General features: G+C 51.0%; 15 protein-coding genes. 2 read left to right on the forward strand and 13 right to left on the reverse strand.

Annotation, left to right across the window (positions count from 1 at the left end; all coding sequences use genetic code 11):
• Window positions 1-47 precede the first annotated feature (47 nt).
• On the reverse strand, window positions 48-1,463 hold the full coding sequence (locus DFP97_RS19635) for an alpha-L-fucosidase (protein WP_114381886.1): 1,416 nt from the start codon (window positions 1,461-1,463) through the stop codon (window positions 48-50).
• A gap of 366 nt (window positions 1,464-1,829) precedes the next feature.
• Here DFP97_RS19635 and spoVB point away from each other — a divergent pair, with 366 nt between their 5' ends.
• The gene (spoVB, locus tag DFP97_RS19640) at window positions 1,830-3,392 is read left to right on the forward strand and encodes a stage V sporulation protein B (protein WP_114381887.1); all 1,563 of its coding nucleotides are present in this window, start codon (window positions 1,830-1,832) and stop codon (window positions 3,390-3,392) included.
• 238 nt (window positions 3,393-3,630) lie between these two features.
• On the opposite strand, the gene DFP97_RS19645 is transcribed toward spoVB, so the two are convergent.
• The 7 genes from DFP97_RS19645 to DFP97_RS32135 all read right to left on the reverse strand — a co-directional run bounded on the left by DFP97_RS19645 (window position 3,631) and on the right by DFP97_RS32135 (window position 13,827).
• The gene (locus DFP97_RS19645; RefSeq protein WP_114381888.1) at window positions 3,631-4,644 is read right to left on the reverse strand and encodes an asparaginase; all 1,014 of its coding nucleotides are present in this window, start codon (window positions 4,642-4,644) and stop codon (window positions 3,631-3,633) included.
• Between the two features lies 1 nt (window position 4,645).
• Complete coding sequence (locus DFP97_RS19650; protein WP_114381889.1) at window positions 4,646-5,956, reverse strand: glycoside hydrolase family 125 protein; 1,311 nt, start codon at window positions 5,954-5,956, stop codon at window positions 4,646-4,648.
• 28 nt (window positions 5,957-5,984) lie between these two features.
• Entirely contained in the window at window positions 5,985-7,217 is a 1,233-nt protein-coding gene (locus DFP97_RS19655) for an alpha-L-fucosidase (protein ID WP_245976439.1), read from the reverse strand.
• Between the two features lie 33 nt (window positions 7,218-7,250).
• Window positions 7,251-10,388 carry a beta-galactosidase gene (locus DFP97_RS19660; protein WP_181873593.1) on the reverse strand — a complete coding sequence of 1,046 codons (3,138 nt, stop codon included), beginning with the start codon at window positions 10,386-10,388 and terminating at the stop codon, window positions 7,251-7,253.
• A gap of 28 nt (window positions 10,389-10,416) precedes the next feature.
• On the reverse strand, window positions 10,417-12,168 hold the full coding sequence (locus DFP97_RS19665; RefSeq protein WP_114381892.1) for a glycoside hydrolase family 35 protein: 1,752 nt from the start codon (window positions 12,166-12,168) through the stop codon (window positions 10,417-10,419).
• On the reverse strand, window positions 12,168-13,130 hold the full coding sequence (locus DFP97_RS19670) for a sialidase family protein (RefSeq protein WP_114381893.1): 963 nt from the start codon (window positions 13,128-13,130) through the stop codon (window positions 12,168-12,170). The genes DFP97_RS19665 and DFP97_RS19670 overlap by 1 nt, the downstream gene beginning before the upstream one ends.
• Window positions 13,131-13,617: 487 nt before the next feature.
• Window positions 13,618-13,827: a VOC family protein gene (locus tag DFP97_RS32135; protein ID WP_342773288.1), complete on the reverse strand. Its 210-nt coding sequence runs from the start codon at window positions 13,825-13,827 to the stop codon at window positions 13,618-13,620.
• A 347-nt stretch (window positions 13,828-14,174) separates the two neighbouring features.
• Between DFP97_RS32135 and DFP97_RS19680 the strand changes: the two genes are divergently transcribed.
• Window positions 14,175-14,558: a DoxX family protein gene (locus DFP97_RS19680; RefSeq protein WP_114381894.1), complete on the forward strand. Its 384-nt coding sequence runs from the start codon at window positions 14,175-14,177 to the stop codon at window positions 14,556-14,558.
• Window positions 14,559-14,740: 182 nt separating this feature from the next.
• Here DFP97_RS19680 and DFP97_RS19685 read toward each other — a convergent pair whose 3' ends face one another.
• The 5 genes from DFP97_RS19685 to DFP97_RS19705 all read right to left on the reverse strand — a co-directional run bounded on the left by DFP97_RS19685 (window position 14,741) and on the right by DFP97_RS19705 (window position 18,363).
• Window positions 14,741-15,343 carry a hypothetical protein gene (locus tag DFP97_RS19685; RefSeq protein ID WP_147275072.1) on the reverse strand — a complete coding sequence of 201 codons (603 nt, stop codon included), beginning with the start codon at window positions 15,341-15,343 and terminating at the stop codon, window positions 14,741-14,743.
• Between the two features lie 6 nt (window positions 15,344-15,349).
• The gene (locus DFP97_RS19690) at window positions 15,350-15,553 is read right to left on the reverse strand and encodes a hypothetical protein (protein ID WP_114381896.1); all 204 of its coding nucleotides are present in this window, start codon (window positions 15,551-15,553) and stop codon (window positions 15,350-15,352) included.
• Window positions 15,554-15,608: 55 nt separating this feature from the next.
• A complete protein-coding gene (locus DFP97_RS19695) occupies window positions 15,609-16,373 on the reverse strand; it encodes a DUF4846 domain-containing protein (RefSeq protein ID WP_220271173.1) in 765 nt (254 codons plus the stop codon).
• 309 nt (window positions 16,374-16,682) lie between these two features.
• The gene (locus tag DFP97_RS19700; protein ID WP_114381897.1) at window positions 16,683-17,819 is read right to left on the reverse strand and encodes a hypothetical protein; all 1,137 of its coding nucleotides are present in this window, start codon (window positions 17,817-17,819) and stop codon (window positions 16,683-16,685) included.
• Window positions 17,806-18,363 (reverse strand): RNA polymerase sigma factor, encoded by a 558-nt coding sequence (locus DFP97_RS19705; protein ID WP_342773289.1) that lies wholly within the window; start codon window positions 18,361-18,363, stop codon window positions 17,806-17,808. The genes DFP97_RS19700 and DFP97_RS19705 overlap by 14 nt, the downstream gene beginning before the upstream one ends.
• Window positions 18,364-18,366: the final 3 nt, after the last annotated feature.

The following is an 18,366-nucleotide window of genomic DNA, read 5'->3' on the forward strand; positions in this document are numbered from 1 at the left end:
CTTAGGAAGACGTCAGTTTCACTCCAGCTGCCGGAGATATTATTTAATTACTTAAGCAACCGGAAAACATGCGCCACCGGCGCTTTGCCTGACCGCTCGGATAACGGCAGCTCTACGTTTAGTCCCGCTTCCGTCCGTTCAAATGGCAAGCTTTCGCCTGAACCGATCAGCTCGACGCTTGCAACCTGTCCCTTATATGGTATTGTGATAGACCCCGCGACCGGCGTTTGCTCAGACGGATATAAGCGTGTTGCGTATACGTTGTCTTCTTTGGAAGTGAAGGCAAAGCCGTCCGTAAAGTAAGGGGCGCAAATTCTCGTACCGTAAACGGCCTCGCCGTATGTTTTCATCCAAGCGCCTAATTCCTTTATTGTCGCGATCGCTCCCTCCGGAAGCCGTCCGTCAGGCTGAGGTCCGACATTTAGCGCTAAGTTGCCTCCTTTGGCGACGACCTCCATCAGAATGCGGACCACTTGGCGCAGCGATTTGTATTTGTCTTCATAGCGGAAGGAGAAGGAAGTCCCCAGCGTTATGCAGCTTTCCCAAGGCACACTCATCGGTCCGTCCGGAATCGTCTGCTCCGGCGTCACGATATTTTCATAAGGACCGCCGACCGTCCGGTCTGCCGAAAGCAGCCAAGGCTGTATCCGGCGCGCACGATCGACCAATTCGCCCAAGCGAATATCTTGCGGCACTCTTCCGCCGTCTCTCACCCAGCCGGCATCCAGCCAAAGCACATCGATACGTCCATACTTCGTCAGAAGCTCCATCATTTGCTTATGCGTGAATTGCACGAACTTCTCCCACAGCCATGGATACTGCTTCGGATCATAGGAAGGACCGCGCCATGTTTCATTGCCGCGCGCCATCCCTTTGGCCCAATAATAAGGCGTATGCCAATCGGCCTTGGAGAAGTAAGCCGAGATTGCCAGTCCCTTGTCCCGGAAGGCATCAAACACATTTTTGCAAATATCCGCGTACTTATGCGTGTGGAAGGGCGTCTCCGAACCGGTAATCCGATAGTCCGTTGTATGCGTGTCCCACATGCAAAATCCGTCATGATGCTTCGTCGTAAAAATTAAATATTTGAAGCCGCCCTCCGCGGCTAACTCTGCCCATAGTTCCGGCTGCAGCCGGACAGGATTAAACGTTTTGTTCAAATCGAAATATTGACGCTTCAGCTCCTCGCTGTCTACGCCCCAGTCAATTCCGTCACGGGACCAGTCGCCGTCTTCATCGCTGAGCGCCCACGATTCTACGAGACCGAGCTGCGAATAAGGGCCCCAGTGCATCATGATGCCGAGCTTCTGGTCCTTAAACCATTCGAGCCGTTCAAGAATAAGCGGATCCTCCGGCTTTACCCAATCTTCTTCGCTGCTGAAATTATGAACGCCATTCTCCACTTCGTTTGCTTCCTGTTCCGTCTGATGCTCCTCAATTAGATGCGTCTCCTGGTTGCTCATTCAGCCAGTTCCTCCTTATTAATCGCGGATATTCATATGCGCAGCCGCTAGGGCGACGCACTTAACTAATTCATGTATAATACGAAATCTCAAATGCCCGCAATTGCCATCTTTCCACGAAAATCTCCTTTTTCATTAATGCCTTGTAAACACTAGAGCGATAAAGTACTCTTTTTTCTCCAAGCTCTCCATTTTCGAAAAAGCGCGGTTATTTGGCGGTTTTGGTACTATGAAGGGGTTCAAAGTAGAATAAGGTCATTCCGTACCTTGTTGAGCCTTAGTCATGTTATTACTCAAGCTTGTTCGCATGCTTTTCCAAATAATGAATACAATTAAAAGTATTCGATAAACAGGAGGAACCAAGCTATGCCACAACACGGGCAATCGTTCATGAGGGGAACGCTGGTCTTGTCTGCCGCCGCTTTCATCAACCGTATTCTCGGCTTTATCAGCGGCATGTATATCGCTCGCGTACTGGGCGCGGAGGGAATCGGCCTCTTAATGATGGCGCATCCGCTCGTGCCGCTCGTCATTACGATAACGGAGTTGGGCTTGCCTGTGGCGATTTCGAAGCTGGTAGCGGAAGCCTGCGCTCGCGGCGACCGGGTGAAAGTAAGGCGCATCCTGCACGTCTCGCTCGCCGTCACAGGTGTCTTGAGCGTAACCCTTACGACCGTCTCGCTGCTGGGATCCGAGTGGATTGCATCCATCCTGCTGAGTGATCCGCGCGCCTATTACGCGATGCTCGCGATTACGCCGATCGCGCCGATTGTCGCCGTCTCCGCGGTGTTAAAGGGGTACTTCCGCGGCATGCAGCAGATGAAGACCATCGCCGTTTCCGATGTGCTGGAGCATACGGTGCAGATCGCCTGTGTACTTGCGCTGGTGCACCTATTGCTGCCTTACGGCGTCGCGTATGCGGCTGCGGGCGCAATGGCTGCCTCTGTCGTCAGCGAAGCGATCAGTCTCTTATTTCTGGTGGCAAGCTACAAGCTGTACGGGGAATCGAAGATTAAAGGCGAGACATGGGCGAGCCACCTGAAACAAGGAAGAAGCACGCTCTCCGAGCTGCTGCAGATCGGCCTGCCGACGACCGGACACGGCGTTATTCAATCCTTATACAGCACATTTCAGCCGCTTCTCATTACAACCAGCCTGGCGCTGGCCGGCATCAGCACGGCGTTAGCCACGAAGCAATTCGGCATGCTGGCCGGCTATGCGTTTCCGCTGCTTTTCATGCCGAGCTTTATTACGCAATCCTTGTCCACCGCACTTGTTCCTGCAATCGGCGAGGCAGCGGCGAACAAGAATGGCCTGCTTATGCATGAACGGATGAATCAGGCGATGGGCTTGGGTCTTCTGATTGGCGCGCCGGCGACCGTTATTCTGTTCGAGTGGGCAACTCCGCTAACGACGCTTGTCTACAACGCACCGGAAGCGGGATTGCTGCTGAAAATATTGGCGCCGATGTTTTTCCTGCATTATTTTGACGCGCCGCTGCATGCGATCCTGCTCGGGCTTGGCCGCGCGAAAGCTACGCTTTGGAACTACGTGGTGGCTACGATATTCAAGGCTATTGCCATCTTCGTGTTCGGCAGCCAATTCGGCATTGCCGGCGTCGCGTACGGCATCGGCATCGGCATTGTCATGCAAACGCTTCTCAACTTTTTTTCGATCTCAAGCTCGATTGGATTTTATTGGAGTATCCGTCCGTATATCAAGGTCGGTATCTGCATGGTATTGATGGCGTTATGCGGGCGCTGGACCTTTGACTATCTTACCGTCCAAGGTCTGCCGCTGTTATGGAGCGTAATTGCTTCAATCGCCGTTTCTTTGCTTCTCTACTTCGTTGCCCTCGTCCTGACGGGTGCTTTGAATTGGAAAAGTCCGCTTCGCAGTCGGCGTTCGGGGATTCATCCCCTTCGTTAACCGCATCTCATTGACGACTGGCTGAGTTTCACGCTTACCATTTATGCACCTAACTGTGCCTCCAAGGTTACTTTGAGGCACAAAGAGCCGCCCCTAGTCTTTGACTGAACTGTGACCCGAACGACGGCGCTTTTTGCAAAGTGTCTATCTTTCGGGTCACAGTTCAGCCTTTTGGGACGGCTCAATGCAAGCTGCATTAATGAGTAGTTCAACTCCCGGCTTCTATTACCGTTTTATATCAACTGTTTCTATGCAGCTCGAATACCGCTTTGTTTTCTCCCACCGCTTGGCCACTGTCGTTGCGAAGCTCCTTCGGCGTCAGGGCGTACATGCGGTCGATCGTAGCCTGATTGTCATAACCGATCTGCTCCAGAATCGAAGCAATGATGATCGGCCAAGCCTCTTCAGAGCCGTCGAGCACCTTTAAAGCGAATGCGATCCGTTCCTTTCGCAGACCGAAGCAATAAATGCCTTTCGCCCCGCCTTTGGCTACGATGTTCGGATCTCTCAGCAGAGTCGAGCAAATGAACCATGGAGCGGAAACCATTTCGTAATGGTCATTCATTAAACGGGAAACCTCGCTCGCGGCACCCCTGACCTCAGGCCTTTCGATCAAATCGGGGCAAGCCAGCTTTAGATACATGCGAGCGATATTTTGCAAAGGCAGAGCGTACACCGGGAGCCCGCAGCCGTCGATGCCGGTCTGAATGCTTTCCACAGAACAGTCTGACAAATAAGAGACGATGTCCATTATTTCCGCTTGGGCCGGATGTTCAGGCTCTGCATAGCCTTCCAGCGCATACCCCTTCTCCTTGCTCCACGCAAGAACGCCGAGATGCTTCCCGGAGCAATTATGGTAGATGCGCCTCTTCGGCTTATCTCCTATGATTAGTTCATCACGCGCTGCCGGGCTGAGCGGGTATGTATGCGAGCAAATAAGCTGTTCCTCGCTCACACCGATCTTGCTCAGCATCGATTCTAACGCTTCCACATGATAAGCTTCCGCGCGGTGGGAAGCCGTCATGACAGCCTTTTCTTTATCGGTAAAGCCATAGGTCTCGGGAACGCCATGAATAAACGCGGGAATCGCTTGAAACGGCTTGGCTGCAGACCGCATGAAAGCGACCCATTCCGGATCCCCGGCCCGATAAATAATCCCGCCTCTTTCGTCCACTCCGCAAATATGGCCAAAATGAATATTTTCCAGCTGTCCCCCGCGGTATTGTTCGGCCAGCCTAACAGCAGATTCCATGCTACCGTTCCCCTTTATCTGCCAGGGCTAGCTCCTTCATACGCTGCTCTTGCATTAATTTATAGATCAATTCGCCGAACAGACTGTTAGCCCACGCAAACCATGGTCTCGTGTATTCGTTCGGATCATTAACATGGAAGCCCTCGTGCATATATCCGGTATCTGCATCGGTACTTGTCAAGGTCCGGATAATTTCAGCGATTTCCTCGTTATCGGACGACGTTAATGCTTGCATCGATAGGCTGATGTGCCAAATATATGATTTCGGCGTGTGCGGACTGCCGATACCCTTAGCATGACTCCCCTCGTAATAATAAGGATTGTGCTTGCTCAAAATAAATTTTCTCGTATTGATATAAATAGGATCATCCTTGTCCGCGTAACCCAGATAGGGGATCGAAAGCAGGCTCGGTACGTTCGCGTCGTCCATCAGGTTGTAATTGCCGAAGCCGTCGGTTTCATAAGCAAACATTTCGCCGAATTCCGGATGCCGGTAAATGCCGTACGTCCGGATGCCGTAATCGATCTCTTCTCTTAAAATCGCCGCCTCTTTCTTCACCTGCTCATCGCCGTAAATCCGGTCCGCAATTTCCTCCATGTAACCGAGCACGACGCAAGCGAACATGTTAGCCGGAATTAAATAGCCGAACGTACAGGCGTCGTCACTTGGCCGGAAACCGGACCAGGTCATACCCGTATAATTGACCGGCATGCCCATTCTATTGTTGCGCAGCGTATCGGTTTTCGGACCTGTCGTCCTTGCGAAGCGGTAAGGCGATTGCTCAAAATGCCTTTGCTCCGTACGCCACAAGCTGATAATCGTCTTCATGGTCTCCAAAAACGTTTCATCGAACAGTGAGGTTATTCCCGTCTGCTGCCAATATAAGTAGCTGAGCTGAATCGGGTAGCAAAGCGAATCGATTTCGTACTTCCGCTCCCAAACCCAAGGGTTCAGCTCCGTTAAATCGTCCTCATAACGGTTGTCATTGTCCTCTTCATTAAAGGCATTCGCATACGGATCAATTTGGATATACTTAAGCTGACGTTTGACCAATCCTTCGATCATGCGCTGCAGCTCCTGATCCTGCGCGGCAAGCGGCAGGTAATGCCTTACTTGGGCACTGGAATCGCGCAGCCACATCGCCGGAATGTCACCGGTAAAAACAAAGGTTGAGCCGTCGTCCATCAAGCGGGTCGTCGTCTCCAGCGTATTCGGAAAGCATTGCTTGAACATACGCAGCAGCTTCGGGTTATAGGCAAGCTCGGTTTCTGCTTGCTCAATACATTTTTGAACAGTCTTTGGTAATTGCATATTAGTCACCTCAGCATTAAATTAGTAGTTATTTATAAACGGAAAATGAACGAATATGCGGCTCGCCGACGCTTTCCAATACCGTTAGGCGAATGTGCGAGGTGCGAATCGGCACGGTCAGCGAGTCAATCTTCTTATGTCCGATTGCACTGCCTCTCGCAATCTCGATCCAATCTCCTCCGCTCTCCGCTTCCACAACATAGCTCCGCACTCTTTCGCCGTGCTCGATCTGCTCCATCATGACCATTCGGTGAATGTCTTCTTCCCGATTCAACTGAATCCTTATTGAACGTCCGCCGCCGCTGCTCTCCGCGAGAGCGACCGCATATCTTCTTTTTATTTCATCTCCCAGCTCGATCACGCGCTGGACCTCTTCTTCAAGGAACAGGCCTCTGTTATCCGGCGCAACATTGAGCAGCAGCGTCGCGCCGTGGCCGACGGAGCGTTCGTATATGCCGATCAGCTCTTCCAGGGAACGAAGCGGCGTCTCATCGTTAGGATGCCAGAACCAATGATTGCCCCGTATCGGAACCGGACATTCAGCCGGCACCCATTCCGGCGTATCAGGCAGCCACGCCGTCATGTCGTTCGTGAACATGCTCACTCGCGCCGCTTCCGCCGCATTCCAACATGGATAAGGAGCTATGCCGTCCTCATTGCCTACCCAGCGCACCGTCGGCGCGCCCATATTAAACACCATGGCATCCGGCTGATACTGCTTAACGAGACCCATAATACGCGGCCAATCGTATTGCCTTCCTTCGGAGCCTGCGCCATCGAACCATACTTCTACCAACGGTCCGTATCCGGTAAGAAGCTCCGTTAACTGCGCGCAATAGACATCATTATACGCAGCCTCATCCGGATAACGCGGATCATGCCGGTCCCAAGGAGAAATATAGAGGCCAAAGCGCATCCCTTCCTCACGGCAAGCATCGGCGCACTCACGTACGACATCTCCTTGCCCGCTTTTCCATGGACTCGACTTGACCGAATAATCGGTTGTCTCCGTCGGCCACAAGCAAAAGCCGTCATGATGCTTGGCTGTCAGCATGAAATAGTTGAAGCCTGCCCGCTTAGCCGTCGTTACCCACTGCCTGGCATCAAGCGCAGCCGGATTGAACGCCGCCGGGGAATCGCTCCCCTCTCCCCATTCGCGGTCGCAAAACGTATTCAAGCCGAAGTGGCAAAACAAACCCAGCTCCAAATCCTGCCACGCCAACTGCTGCTTGCTTGGCCTCGCTAAAGTATGCTCCGTCAATATATTTGCCTCCATTCGCAGCTTTCGTTATCCTTATCGTTCGTTTATCGTAACCGCAACCTCGTCCGGACGATACACGGCAAGCAGCTTTCCGCTTTGATCGGTCGCGAACATAACCGTTCTCTCTGGCTCCAATGCGAAGCTATATGAAATGCTGGACTCGGGATCCGTGATTTCCACTTCAGCCTTTACCGCATATTCAGAAACAAAAATGAACAGCGCCCCTTCTCCGAAAGAGAGTTTGCGTCCGTAAACGCCCGGTAGCTCCCCGCCTTTGAGCCATAAAAGCTCAGCGGCTACCCCGGCCAGGCCTATCGCATAGTCGTATACCTGAGTAAGTGCATCCGAACGGTCGTTTAATTCGATTGGAAGCGGGCACCAAAGAAGGGTGCCTTTTCCGAGCTTCCTGGAGGTAAGCGGCGCAGAGGATGATGTAATGGAAGCAGTTACAACCGTTTCTTTGGCTGCCTCTGCAATCCGGTTATTTGCAAAAGATACCGGAATGAGCCGTCCTTCCAATTCCAATACTTCCTCCCGAAGCACGTTGCCAACCCGGGTTTCGCCAATCATGCCAACCATCCGGTCTGTCGTCCGCCAATACTCGTCTATACTGATCGGTCCCGTAAACAGGAGCGTACCTCCATGCTGACTGATATGGCTCAGCAGCTTGTTAAGCGCCTCACCGCTGAAATTATGCGCGCTTGGCACAAGGATCAGCTTCGGAGTCTGCTCGGCAAGCTCTTCAAGCTGATACTCGCCGAGTGCGCGGAAAGGCTGCTTCAGCTCATAAGCCATCGTCCTTGTCAGCTTTGTCGTTGCAGCCTGCGCCATACCGCGTGCGGAGAAGTCATTCGAATACGGATAGATGACGGCGGTCTCCTCCAAGCGCCGGTTTTCAAACAAATGACCGATTGCGCCGATAAAGCGGCCGAAATTATAAGAAACGTCCGCCTCAGGCTTCTCGGTACCGTCCGCTCGGGCACCGATATTCGATTCGTTCACGTTATGCATATAAAAGTTAATATTCCAAATCCATTGCACTGCTCCTGCCGCTCCTGTAGCGAAAGCATAAGCATATTTCCGTTCCAAAATATTTCTAAGCTCAAGCTCCGATCGTTTCGCCTTGCCATCCGGCGTTTCGACGTACATCATGCCCGTTTCCTGCACTAAGTTAGGTTTATTCGGTGACTTGGTGAACACGGTGTCCCACACAAGATCATCCATAAGCCACCAGGAATGGACATTCGTATAGTCAACCGCCTCCTCATAAAAGAATGGAGAGGGCCTCTGACCGGCAAGCGCTTCATCTTGCCCGACCGTAATGAGCTGCTTTGGCTGTATGCGCCGAATCGTTGCGCTGAGCTCCCGCGCCCATTGATTATGCATATCCATCGTAAACAAGCAGTAATCCAGCAACGGTCCGTTCTTTTTCGGATGAATGGCAGTCGTATTGAAATTGATATCCTCCTTGCGGGGCGGCTTTACCGCTCGAAAGGAGGGAAGTTCGGCCGGAGTCATATTCCAGCGCTCCTGAAGCAGCCGAATGTCACCGTTATGTCTCAGCCGCAGCCATTCGATAAACCGTTCCTGCTCATAAGGATCGCCGCAGGTTTGCGGCCCGCTGAACGTTTTGTCCGGGTGGAACATTGACGGTTCGTTAATGAGATCCCAATGAACATGCGTGGAATTGGCGTGACGCGATACGATTGCCGCAACAAATCTTTTTTGAGCTTCGACGCTTCTCGGGTCAAGGTATGGATTAACACCCTCCCAAGCTTCCGGCGTAAAAGCGAAAAAAGTAAAGGTGACCTCCAAATCATGCTTTTTGGCTGTCAATAAGAAGGCATCGATCGCGCGCAGCACCTCCTCGGACGGATGTCCGTCAACGAACATGACCTGCCGCCAAGCAGTCCAAATGCCGGTTCTTATATAATTAATGCCAGCCCGTTTCATTTGAGCCATATCCCGGTCCCACGTTGACACGTTCGGCATGAACAGAAACTTGCGCGCAGCATCGGAGGTCATGTAGGTCATTCCGACAATCGGCAGCGGCCGGCCGTTTTTCCGGAAATAATCGCGATCGCACGTCAGCATTTCACCCTCATGCAGCAGCTGCTCGTCAAAGCCCCAAAAGCCTTGACGGTAGGTGCGCGTTTCACCGCGGTCCGATACGGCGACGCAAACAGCCTCGTAAAACCCTTGCTCCACAGCTATTGGCACAGGAATTCGCAAAAATGTCAGCTCACGCGAGCTTTGAAGCTCCGATTCCCCGCTCCATATCGAATGAAACCCGCTTGCTGTTTCTTTGTTCACTTTGATATGGAAACGCCATTCCGCCGGCCGTTCGCTGTCGCCCGAGTCAGTAGCTGCCGCTCTCCTCCCGCCCAGCTCCTGCAGCTGCAGCGTCAGTGTCGGCCGATCGCCCGGATCGTAGCAGCCATAGTTCGGCTTAAACCAAATTTCGGTTACGCCATTTGCGCAATAGGCGCTCCACTCCCGGATAGCATCCGCCCCTCCCCCGCTCCAAAAACGGTCCTCCAGCGTTTGGTTGATGAACAGCCACCGGCCGCCGGCAAAAGCTCCCTTCGTATTTTCCAGCAGCACGCATGGTGCGGCTACCTCGCGCCCGGAAGCGGAAATGCCCTTCAGAAGCGGGTAAATATGCGCATCCATCGGCCCGCTTGAGCCGCCTTGACCGGGTTGATCGTCAGCCTTCGTCGCATGAAGCACAAAGCCTACTGTCGGCTGTACCGAGAACATCGCCTGCTTGTCTTCGAACAGCGGAATGTCCGGATTCGCCGCATATTCCTTGATGGGGCCCGCATCCACGGTCAGCATCTCATGGATATTCAGCTGCTGGTGATAGGCGGTTTGCTCCGGCTCTGCACGCCAGTGTCCTGACTCTAAGTAGACGGGAACGCGATACGGCGCTCCTCCCATGTGCAGCAAGGCTCTACCCTGCTTGAAGTAATCGAGCAAAGCAGGCCAAGCTTCTTTCGGAAAATAACGGCCGTGCAAATGCACCAATCCTTGTGCCGTTCGAAGCGCATCCGCCAATCCTTGCGCATCCGTAACCGAACCGAAATCGGCAAGATCCGCCAGCTGCTTTGCGTTCGGACGAACACCCTCATAAGGAAACGATTTATCGTAAAAGATAACTATTTTATTCATCCGCATACTCTCCTGGTTGTTCTATTTCTCAGCTATTAAGCGCCGGCGTATCCGTGAATGTAATCGCGGCTTCTTCCGTTCCATGCAGCTCGAATACGACAATTTCGTTATTTCCTTGACGCAGTAACGGAGCCGGTACATAAAGCGTTTGCTGAGGTCCTTTTTTCCAATAGCGCCCTAAGTTGAACCCGTTCAAAAACACGACTCCCTTCGTCCAACCGCCCATATGGATAAACGTATCCTCCGGCCGATCGACGAAAAGACCGGCCTTATAAAAAGCAGGGTGCTTCTGTGCAGATAATGCATCATAAATAAGCGGGGAGAGATCCTCCATCGGCAGCGGGTGGATCGACCAATTAAATAAAAATTGAAAGCCAAGCCGAACGCCCTCCGTAATTCCTTTGCGGTCCTTCAAATAGGGGCCGTAATTGATTCGCCCCATGTTCTCGACCACGATGCGGAGCTCGGCCCCGCCTGCCGGAACTTCAAAGGAAACGGTTTGCTCCTCCCCCGTACGTTCAATGACTCCGATATATTCGTTATTCACGAAAATTAAGGCTCTGTCCCGCACATCCTGCAGATGAAGCTGCTCCATCGGCCTCGGCCCGGATATCCAGGTTGTGTACGCGATAAAACCATAGCTTTGTCCGAGCTTTTCCATTGGAAGCGGCGTTGGCGAAGCAATCGCAGCGGATAAAGCATCCAAATGCCCGAATAAATCCGCTTGCCCGGTTATAGGAACCCTTCCATAAGCTTTCCTCGGCGCAGGCTCAGGAAGCTTCAGCTCACCCAGCTCCTTGTACCTGGAAAGCACCTCGCGGACGGCATAATAGCTGTCTGTCGGCTGCCCGGATTCATCGAGCAATGCATGATAATCATAGCTCGTAATCGTCGGTTCGTATTGATTGTAAAGCTGGCAATTCGCGCCGTTAAAGAAGCCGAAGTTCGTCCCGCCATGGAACAAGTAAAAGTTCACGGACGCATTCGCTTGCAGCATCTCTTCAAATACGGCAGCCACATCCGCAGCATCCCTCGTATGGTGCTGCTCTCCCCAATGATCGAACCATCCATTCCAATATTCCATACACATCAGCGGACGGTCGGCTTGATACTCGCGCAGCTTGGCAAAGGACGAATCCGGTTTTGAACCGAAATTGACCGTCGAGAGGATGCCCGGAATGGAGCCTCCCTGCAGCAAAGCATCGGTCGGACCGTCCGAGGTGAACAGCAGCACATCTATTCCCCGCTGGCGCATCCCTTCCTTCAGGTATTCTAAATACTTGTGGTCATTACCGTAGCTGCCATATTCATTCTCAATCTGCATGGCTATAACCGGACCGCCCTTCGTGCAAAGAAAAGGCGCCAGCCTCGGCAGCAATTCGTCAAAATAAGCATCTACTTTTTTCAGATAAGGCTTATAGCTGCAGCGGAGCTGCATATCCGAATCCGCCAGCAACCATGCCGGCAGGCCTCCAAACTCCCACTCCGCGCAAATGTAAGGACTGGGGCGAACGATAACAAACAGCTCCAGCTCCGCGGCAATACCGATAAACTTCTCGATATCGGCCATTCCTTTAAAGCAATACCGGCCTGGCTGCGGCTCGTGCAAATTCCACGGAACATACGTCTCCACCGCATTAAATCCGCATGCCTTAAGCTTCAATAGCCGATCCTTCCAGTATTCGGGAACTACCCGGAAATAATGAACGGCGCCTGATATAATGCGCACCGGCTTATCCTCATACGTAAAGTCGCTTCCGTTATAATTGAACCTGCCCATCACATTGTCAGCTCCCAATAGGCGATAGTCTTCCGATTCCACGTATAGGTAATATAAAGCTTTCCGTTGGCCGAAATAATTGCCGGGTACGAAAACTCACCTTCGCCCTCTTCCAGCACCAATGCCTGCTTCCACGTTATTCCCTCATTCTCCGAGAGGCTGACGACAAGCGGAGTTCTCGGTCCCCAATTGTCCCCGACCGGATTATGAACGAGCGCCAGCGCACCCTCAGCTGTCCGCGCAAGATCAATGCCGCTGTTATTGTTAGGCAGAGAGGTCGCATAAGCCTCGCACCAGCTTTTGCCTCCGTCGCTTGAGTCGCTGCGATAGACGAACCCTTCCGTACTGCGCAGCAGCATATGAACATGATTCGGCGCCGATTCCCAAAGCGTCGGCTGGATAACGCCTTTTCCCGGCTCCCGCGTAATTCGGGAAGGCACCATTTCGCTGCTCTTCCATGTCTCACCCTGGTCCAAGGAAATGTCGACAAAAGCTTCCCACGCTTCCCGTTCGAGCGAAGCCGGCGCCACCCAAGCTCCGTTTTGCAAAATAACCGGTTTATTCCGTACAGGTCCTCTGCCGCCGCGATCTCCATGAACGAGCTCCTTCGGGGGTGACCACGTATGCCCATCGTCATCGGATACGATCACTCGCGTATACCATTCTGAAAATGTATGTCCGACCTTATAAAACAAATAAACAATTCCGTTATCCGCCTTGAAAAAAACCGGATTCCAATGCGGCAATCCTTCTTCTTCCGCGACTTTTACAGGCCCAGACCAAGCGTCCTTATGGCAGCGGGATATCCATATATCCACATCCGGATCGCCTTCGCAGGTGCCGCCGAACCATGCCGCTATCCGGTCTCCATTAGACAATAGAGCGAGCGTTGAAGCATGGCAGCTTGAAAATGGAACATTTTGTTCAAAAATATAGCTCTTAGTGCCCGTTAGTGCAGCCAATTCGCAACCTCCTTGCAAGCAGACAAGAATTACGCCGTCTTTCCCGGCGCTGCATCGGCTCGCAGTGAATTCCAACGAAACAGATCCGTCGGATTGTTCTGACCATAATCGGTTTTTGCGCTGCACTCAACGGGAAATTTTCAACCTTTTCTCCTTTTTCCAGACGATTCGGCCTTTGCGGGCGCATATCTGCGAATATGTTACCTCTCTATTTTCTAAAGGCGAATACAATGGTGAAAAAGGTGGAGTACGGCTTAAGGAAAGTATTGATTCCTTCCAGTGACTGCTTCCAACAAAAAAAGCCGCAGAGGTGCTTCCTCATACGGCTCAATTAAAAACTTCCAAGTTTATTTGTATTGGATGAGGCCTAAGTGCACTCCTGTTGGATCGGCAATATATGCAAGGTAGAAATCCCCAAGATCCATTTTCGCTTGTATAACGTTTGCTCCGTTTTCAATTGCTTTTTCAATGGATTCGTCAATTGAATTTACTTGGATTTTATGCGAGTGCCTTGCTGAAATTCTGCAGGACCTTGGGCAATACCACCATCTAATCCTGGCTTTTCATCGGAGCCTGTTTTAGCTGTGCTATATGCCCACTGTGGTTCCGATACTTCCCAACCAAATACTGTTGAGAAAAACTTTGCTTGCAATTCAGGGTTCTGACTACTTAGTTCAAACAATACAACTCGATTCATTGTGAGCACCTCATTTAAGACTAGTGAAAGATCTTACTTCCCCATTTATTCGTTTTATTTGTCAAATTTCCTTTTTCTGTTACTGCGTTAATCTGCTCGTTAGCTCAGCGAGGCTGCCTATTACGTTAACAGATAGAAAAGCACAATAAGGGGTCCAGTCCTGGCGCTGCCCCTTATAGTCTTAGATTTGTCAGTTTCACATACAATATTCAGTGTGAATCCTTGCCCTTTGATATATTCATCCGTAGAATCCCGGAACCTATGTCCCTTTTTAAAACTAACAATGGTTTTGGCAATGGGCAAATGGATCATAAGGAGAGAAAAAACAAATCAAGGAGTGAAAAGTGTTGAAGAAAAAAATCAGAATGATTGCACGTATTGTATTTGGAATTTTGCTGTTAGGAGCTGGTTTAACCGGTTTATTAGGTTCGATGCCTCCTATGCAATATCCTGAACCTGCTAATAAATTTATGATAGCTCTTGTAGACACAGGATATATGATAGTAATCATAAGCTCCCTGAAAGTCCTTGTGGGTGTATCAATGTTGATCAATCGCTTTGTGCCATTAGCGCTTGTAGTATTCATGTCTATTTCAGTGAATATGGTGTTATTTCATGCATTTCTGGATATCAAATCCATTCTTCCTACACTGGTGATCGGTTTTCTAAATGTATATCTTCTTTTTGGTTATATTGAGAGTTATAAACCGCTTTTGAAAGCAAAAAATTAATATGGGTGCAAAAGATTAGCTTCGCCGTAACCGAATTTACAGAGTCGCTTCTTTCTTTGAAAAAAAAGCAGCCCAAATCAAAGAAAAGGGAAAAGTGCGCTAGGCACACTATATCATACTTCTTGTTTGAAAGTTAAAACGAACCGCCGGGAGCCAGCTCCTGACGGTTCGTTCTTTTTTCGTTATAGCGGTGCCGCTCCCGGATTATCGTCATGATCGATAGGAGTGTTTCTTATATGCGATAAACGAAACGGTATCCGGATCATCAGCAGCTCCGCAACAAATATTAGAATCCCGATGATAAGGAGTAGAGCCGGCCAGCTTTCGTCCAAATTAATCAGAAACGGATAAAAAATAAGCTGTACAGCAAACACGTCCATGTAGAGCTTCCGCCTGGTGACAATGGCATCCAGTAGCTCCGGCGGGGCTATCGGTCTTGCTATCGTATAAAGCCCTCGAAAAATTAGATAGGCAAGCAGAGCATGCAGAATGGCCGTTCCTTGCACGTAAGCGTGCATGCCAAGCGGAGTGGCGGTTAACTGCTTGATTTCAATGCTCGTTTTGATAACGAGCTGCGGCAAAGATAAGAAGATGAGGACAGCAGCCAGCCAGCTTGCCAGCTTGAAGCCGCCATCCCCGGCTCCAAGCCGGGCTAAAGACATAAGGATCATAATATATCCGATCATGTCCGGGAGAACATCGAAGGATCCCAAATGAAGATCAACGAGCGGAAACACAAGACCCCAGCCGAGCCTCCTTAATGTGCTTCGCATGGAAGGGTTCAAAAAAGCTCACCTCCGGAGTGGACCATCCACTTCGCTCAAATAAAGATTGAAATTTATAGGAATGCGATCGTTTACCGTTCTTCCGTCCTCTGTCTTGAAGGTAAGCAAAATGTACGCTTTATACACCTCGAAAGCTGCCGGCGTTTCTTCCGGTATGGTCCATTTGTAGTTGAACGTCAGCTGATCCCCGGCGGTTGAATTTACTGCCAAGCCTCATCTTTTGGTTCGTATGCAAAGCTCTCCCCCTTCATCTGTGGCGCGTATATCAAAACCGCTTAAGATCGTGAATAGTAAACGTCCATTCCGGTGTGCGGATTTCCTCTTGTTGATCGTCCAGCACGTACCACGGGCTTAATCCCTTGTCGTTCTGATTCGCCAAAACTTGAATGTTTTGCGCCGGCATGTAGCTTTGGGCCAACATGTACAGCTTCTTCCCGGTCTCCTTGTGGACGGCCATGTCAACGACAATGACCGCGTGGCCGGGAGTCCCTCCTTGGACAAACACATCGCCGATGCGCATATCCTTGACCGGGACGGATTTCATCTCCTGCGACAAAGACAGCGATCCCGCATAAATGAACACAAACTCCATATATTTGCGGAAATTCTCATAAGTGTTCGATGCCCCGGCCTTCTTAACCCATTCCGTCTCATTCCCTTCCACCGCCACCCGGTACCCTTGCATCCATTTACTATAATCAACGAGAAAACCGTTCGTCAAATGAAAACGAATGAGATCAAAATGTCCGCTTTTATACAGGTACTCACCTCTCAACCTCATCACCGCGTCGGCGCATTGCTGCAAATCTTTCTTCCCGATTTCCATGTCAATCACGGCTGTGTAGGCTCGGGTATTCTGTTTGACCGTGCCGTCGTAGTGAAAAACCTTGGAGCCATGAGGCTTTAACGGCAGATCACGTAGGTAGTCCGCGAACGTGCCTTTTTCCGAATCCGGTTCCGGTTCGGTGCGCTCGTATCCTTCCGGGAGAGTGAATCGCTCGATGATCGTATCGCCTGTTTCGTTCAGCATTGAGGGGGATCTCACCTGTAATTTGGTGTTGGGTTCCGGTAGTGAAGGGGGGTTCACCTGTGATTTAGTGTCAGGTTCCGGGCTACATGCCGCCAATCCGACCGCCAAAACTGTGAATATCGCTGCAAAAATCATTCGTTTGCCGGGTAAGATCATCTTTGGTTGCTCCTTAGATTTTTATCCATATATATGTATTTGGTAACAACTACGCTGGTACTGACGCGTCAAGGCTGTCGAACGATCCGACAGCCTTAGCGTTTCCGTTGAGCAAAGAATGTTTTGCTTACTCCTATGCTTACAGACTCCCGCTTACAACGGCATCGTGATTACAATATAAAGGACCTTTCCATCTTCGAAATAGAGATGAAATTTGGAATAATCGCCGTCCTTATAGCTCCACTCTGTAGCCGACTTTTTGTTCGGCTCGCCAAGCTTCCCAATAACCTCCGCTTCGGTCAGTCCGACACGGATGCCGTCTTTCGTCCCATACTTCGGATCTTCAAAAAGGATGGCTAGATTCAACGCGGTGATGCCTGGCTCGTACTGCCTGATACTATCCATCTTCTCGGTAAAATAATTATAGTATATTTTCTCGCTGACAAGCGGCAGGTTCTTCAGTTCTTTCCCCCAAGCTGCATAGTCTTTCCCGTCAATCTGCAGCCTTTCCCCCTCATAAAGTTTTTCATGCTCGATCACCTGGCCATTTGCCTGTTCCTTACGTGCCTGCTCAAAGACCCTGTCGATCTTGGCGAGCTCCGTCTCCGGCAGCAGCAGTCCGTGGATCAGCAGCATGGTCCCGTCGTCCACATAGAACGATTGTCCCTTCCATTCGATCGTGTTCGTCTTCAGGCGATAAGGAATTTGATAGATTTTCCCGTCTACCGAAAAACGGAGGAACACGCTCTTTTCAGAACCGGATGAAGCGGCCTCCGGAGCTTTAGCCGCAGTTAAGTCGGTTCCGTTCAGGCTTTGCAGAATAACATACTCGCGATCGGCGGGAATTTCGAAGTCTTTCCCGCTCTGCGCGTCATGGATCGAAATAGTCATCTCACTCTCCGTGCTGAATTGGAGCTGTTCCTTCAGTTTTCCGGTCAACGGTACGCTTTCTGCCGGTGGCTGAGGCTCGATCTCCGGCTGCGGATCCGCCTGATCCGGAGGGGTCGGATTCGGTTTGGCCGTAGTGCCGTCAATCTGTTCACTCTCGAATAGATCCGAAAGCCATCCCGTATAAGGGCCGCTTGGCAGGATGCCGCTTACGAAGATTACGGCCGCGACAACTGCAGCGAAGCCCGGAATCCATACCTTCCCCTTGCGTCCTCTCGATGGTTTGTTCTTATTTTCGACCGCCTTCTCGATCACCGACATTTTTTCAAGGGTGAAGGTTTTATCTCGCAACGGGTCAGTTGTTTTCAATTTTTGCATCCATTCAGGATCAAAGTCGTTCATATGCAGTACCCTCCTCCTTCCAATAAGCCTTAACCTTGTGCCGTGCCCGGGCTAATCTTGACTTCACCGTACCTTCCGATACGCCGAGCACACCCGCAATCTCTTTCATCGACATATCATATTTTCCGGATAAAATGAGGACCTCTCTAAACTTAAGCGGCAGCTTCATGACGATTCTCCAAATATCATCGGATAAGGATTGCTCCAGCGCCTCATGTTCGGCAGACGGACTCGTCTCCTTGCTGCTGACCCATGCCATGAGGGTCACTTTGCGCATAAACGCGGTTCGCAAGTAATTCACGGACGTGTTGCGCGCAATGGACAGCAGCCATGTTTTGATGGAAGATTCGCCGCGGAACAGCCCGATATTCCGGTAGGCACTCAAGAACACTTCTTGCGTGATGTCATCAGCCATGTCATACCGCTTCGTTAGGATATAGGCCAAGTTCCAAACTTCCTGCCCGTACTTGACCATGAGCTCGCGCAGCAGTCCGGCATCCATGCCCGTCAAGTGTTTCCAATGGGATTCCTCCAACCTCTCCACCTC

This window comes from Paenibacillus prosopidis (assembly GCF_003337375.1).
Lineage (GTDB): Bacteria > Bacillota > Bacilli > Paenibacillales > Paenibacillaceae > Pristimantibacillus > Pristimantibacillus prosopidis.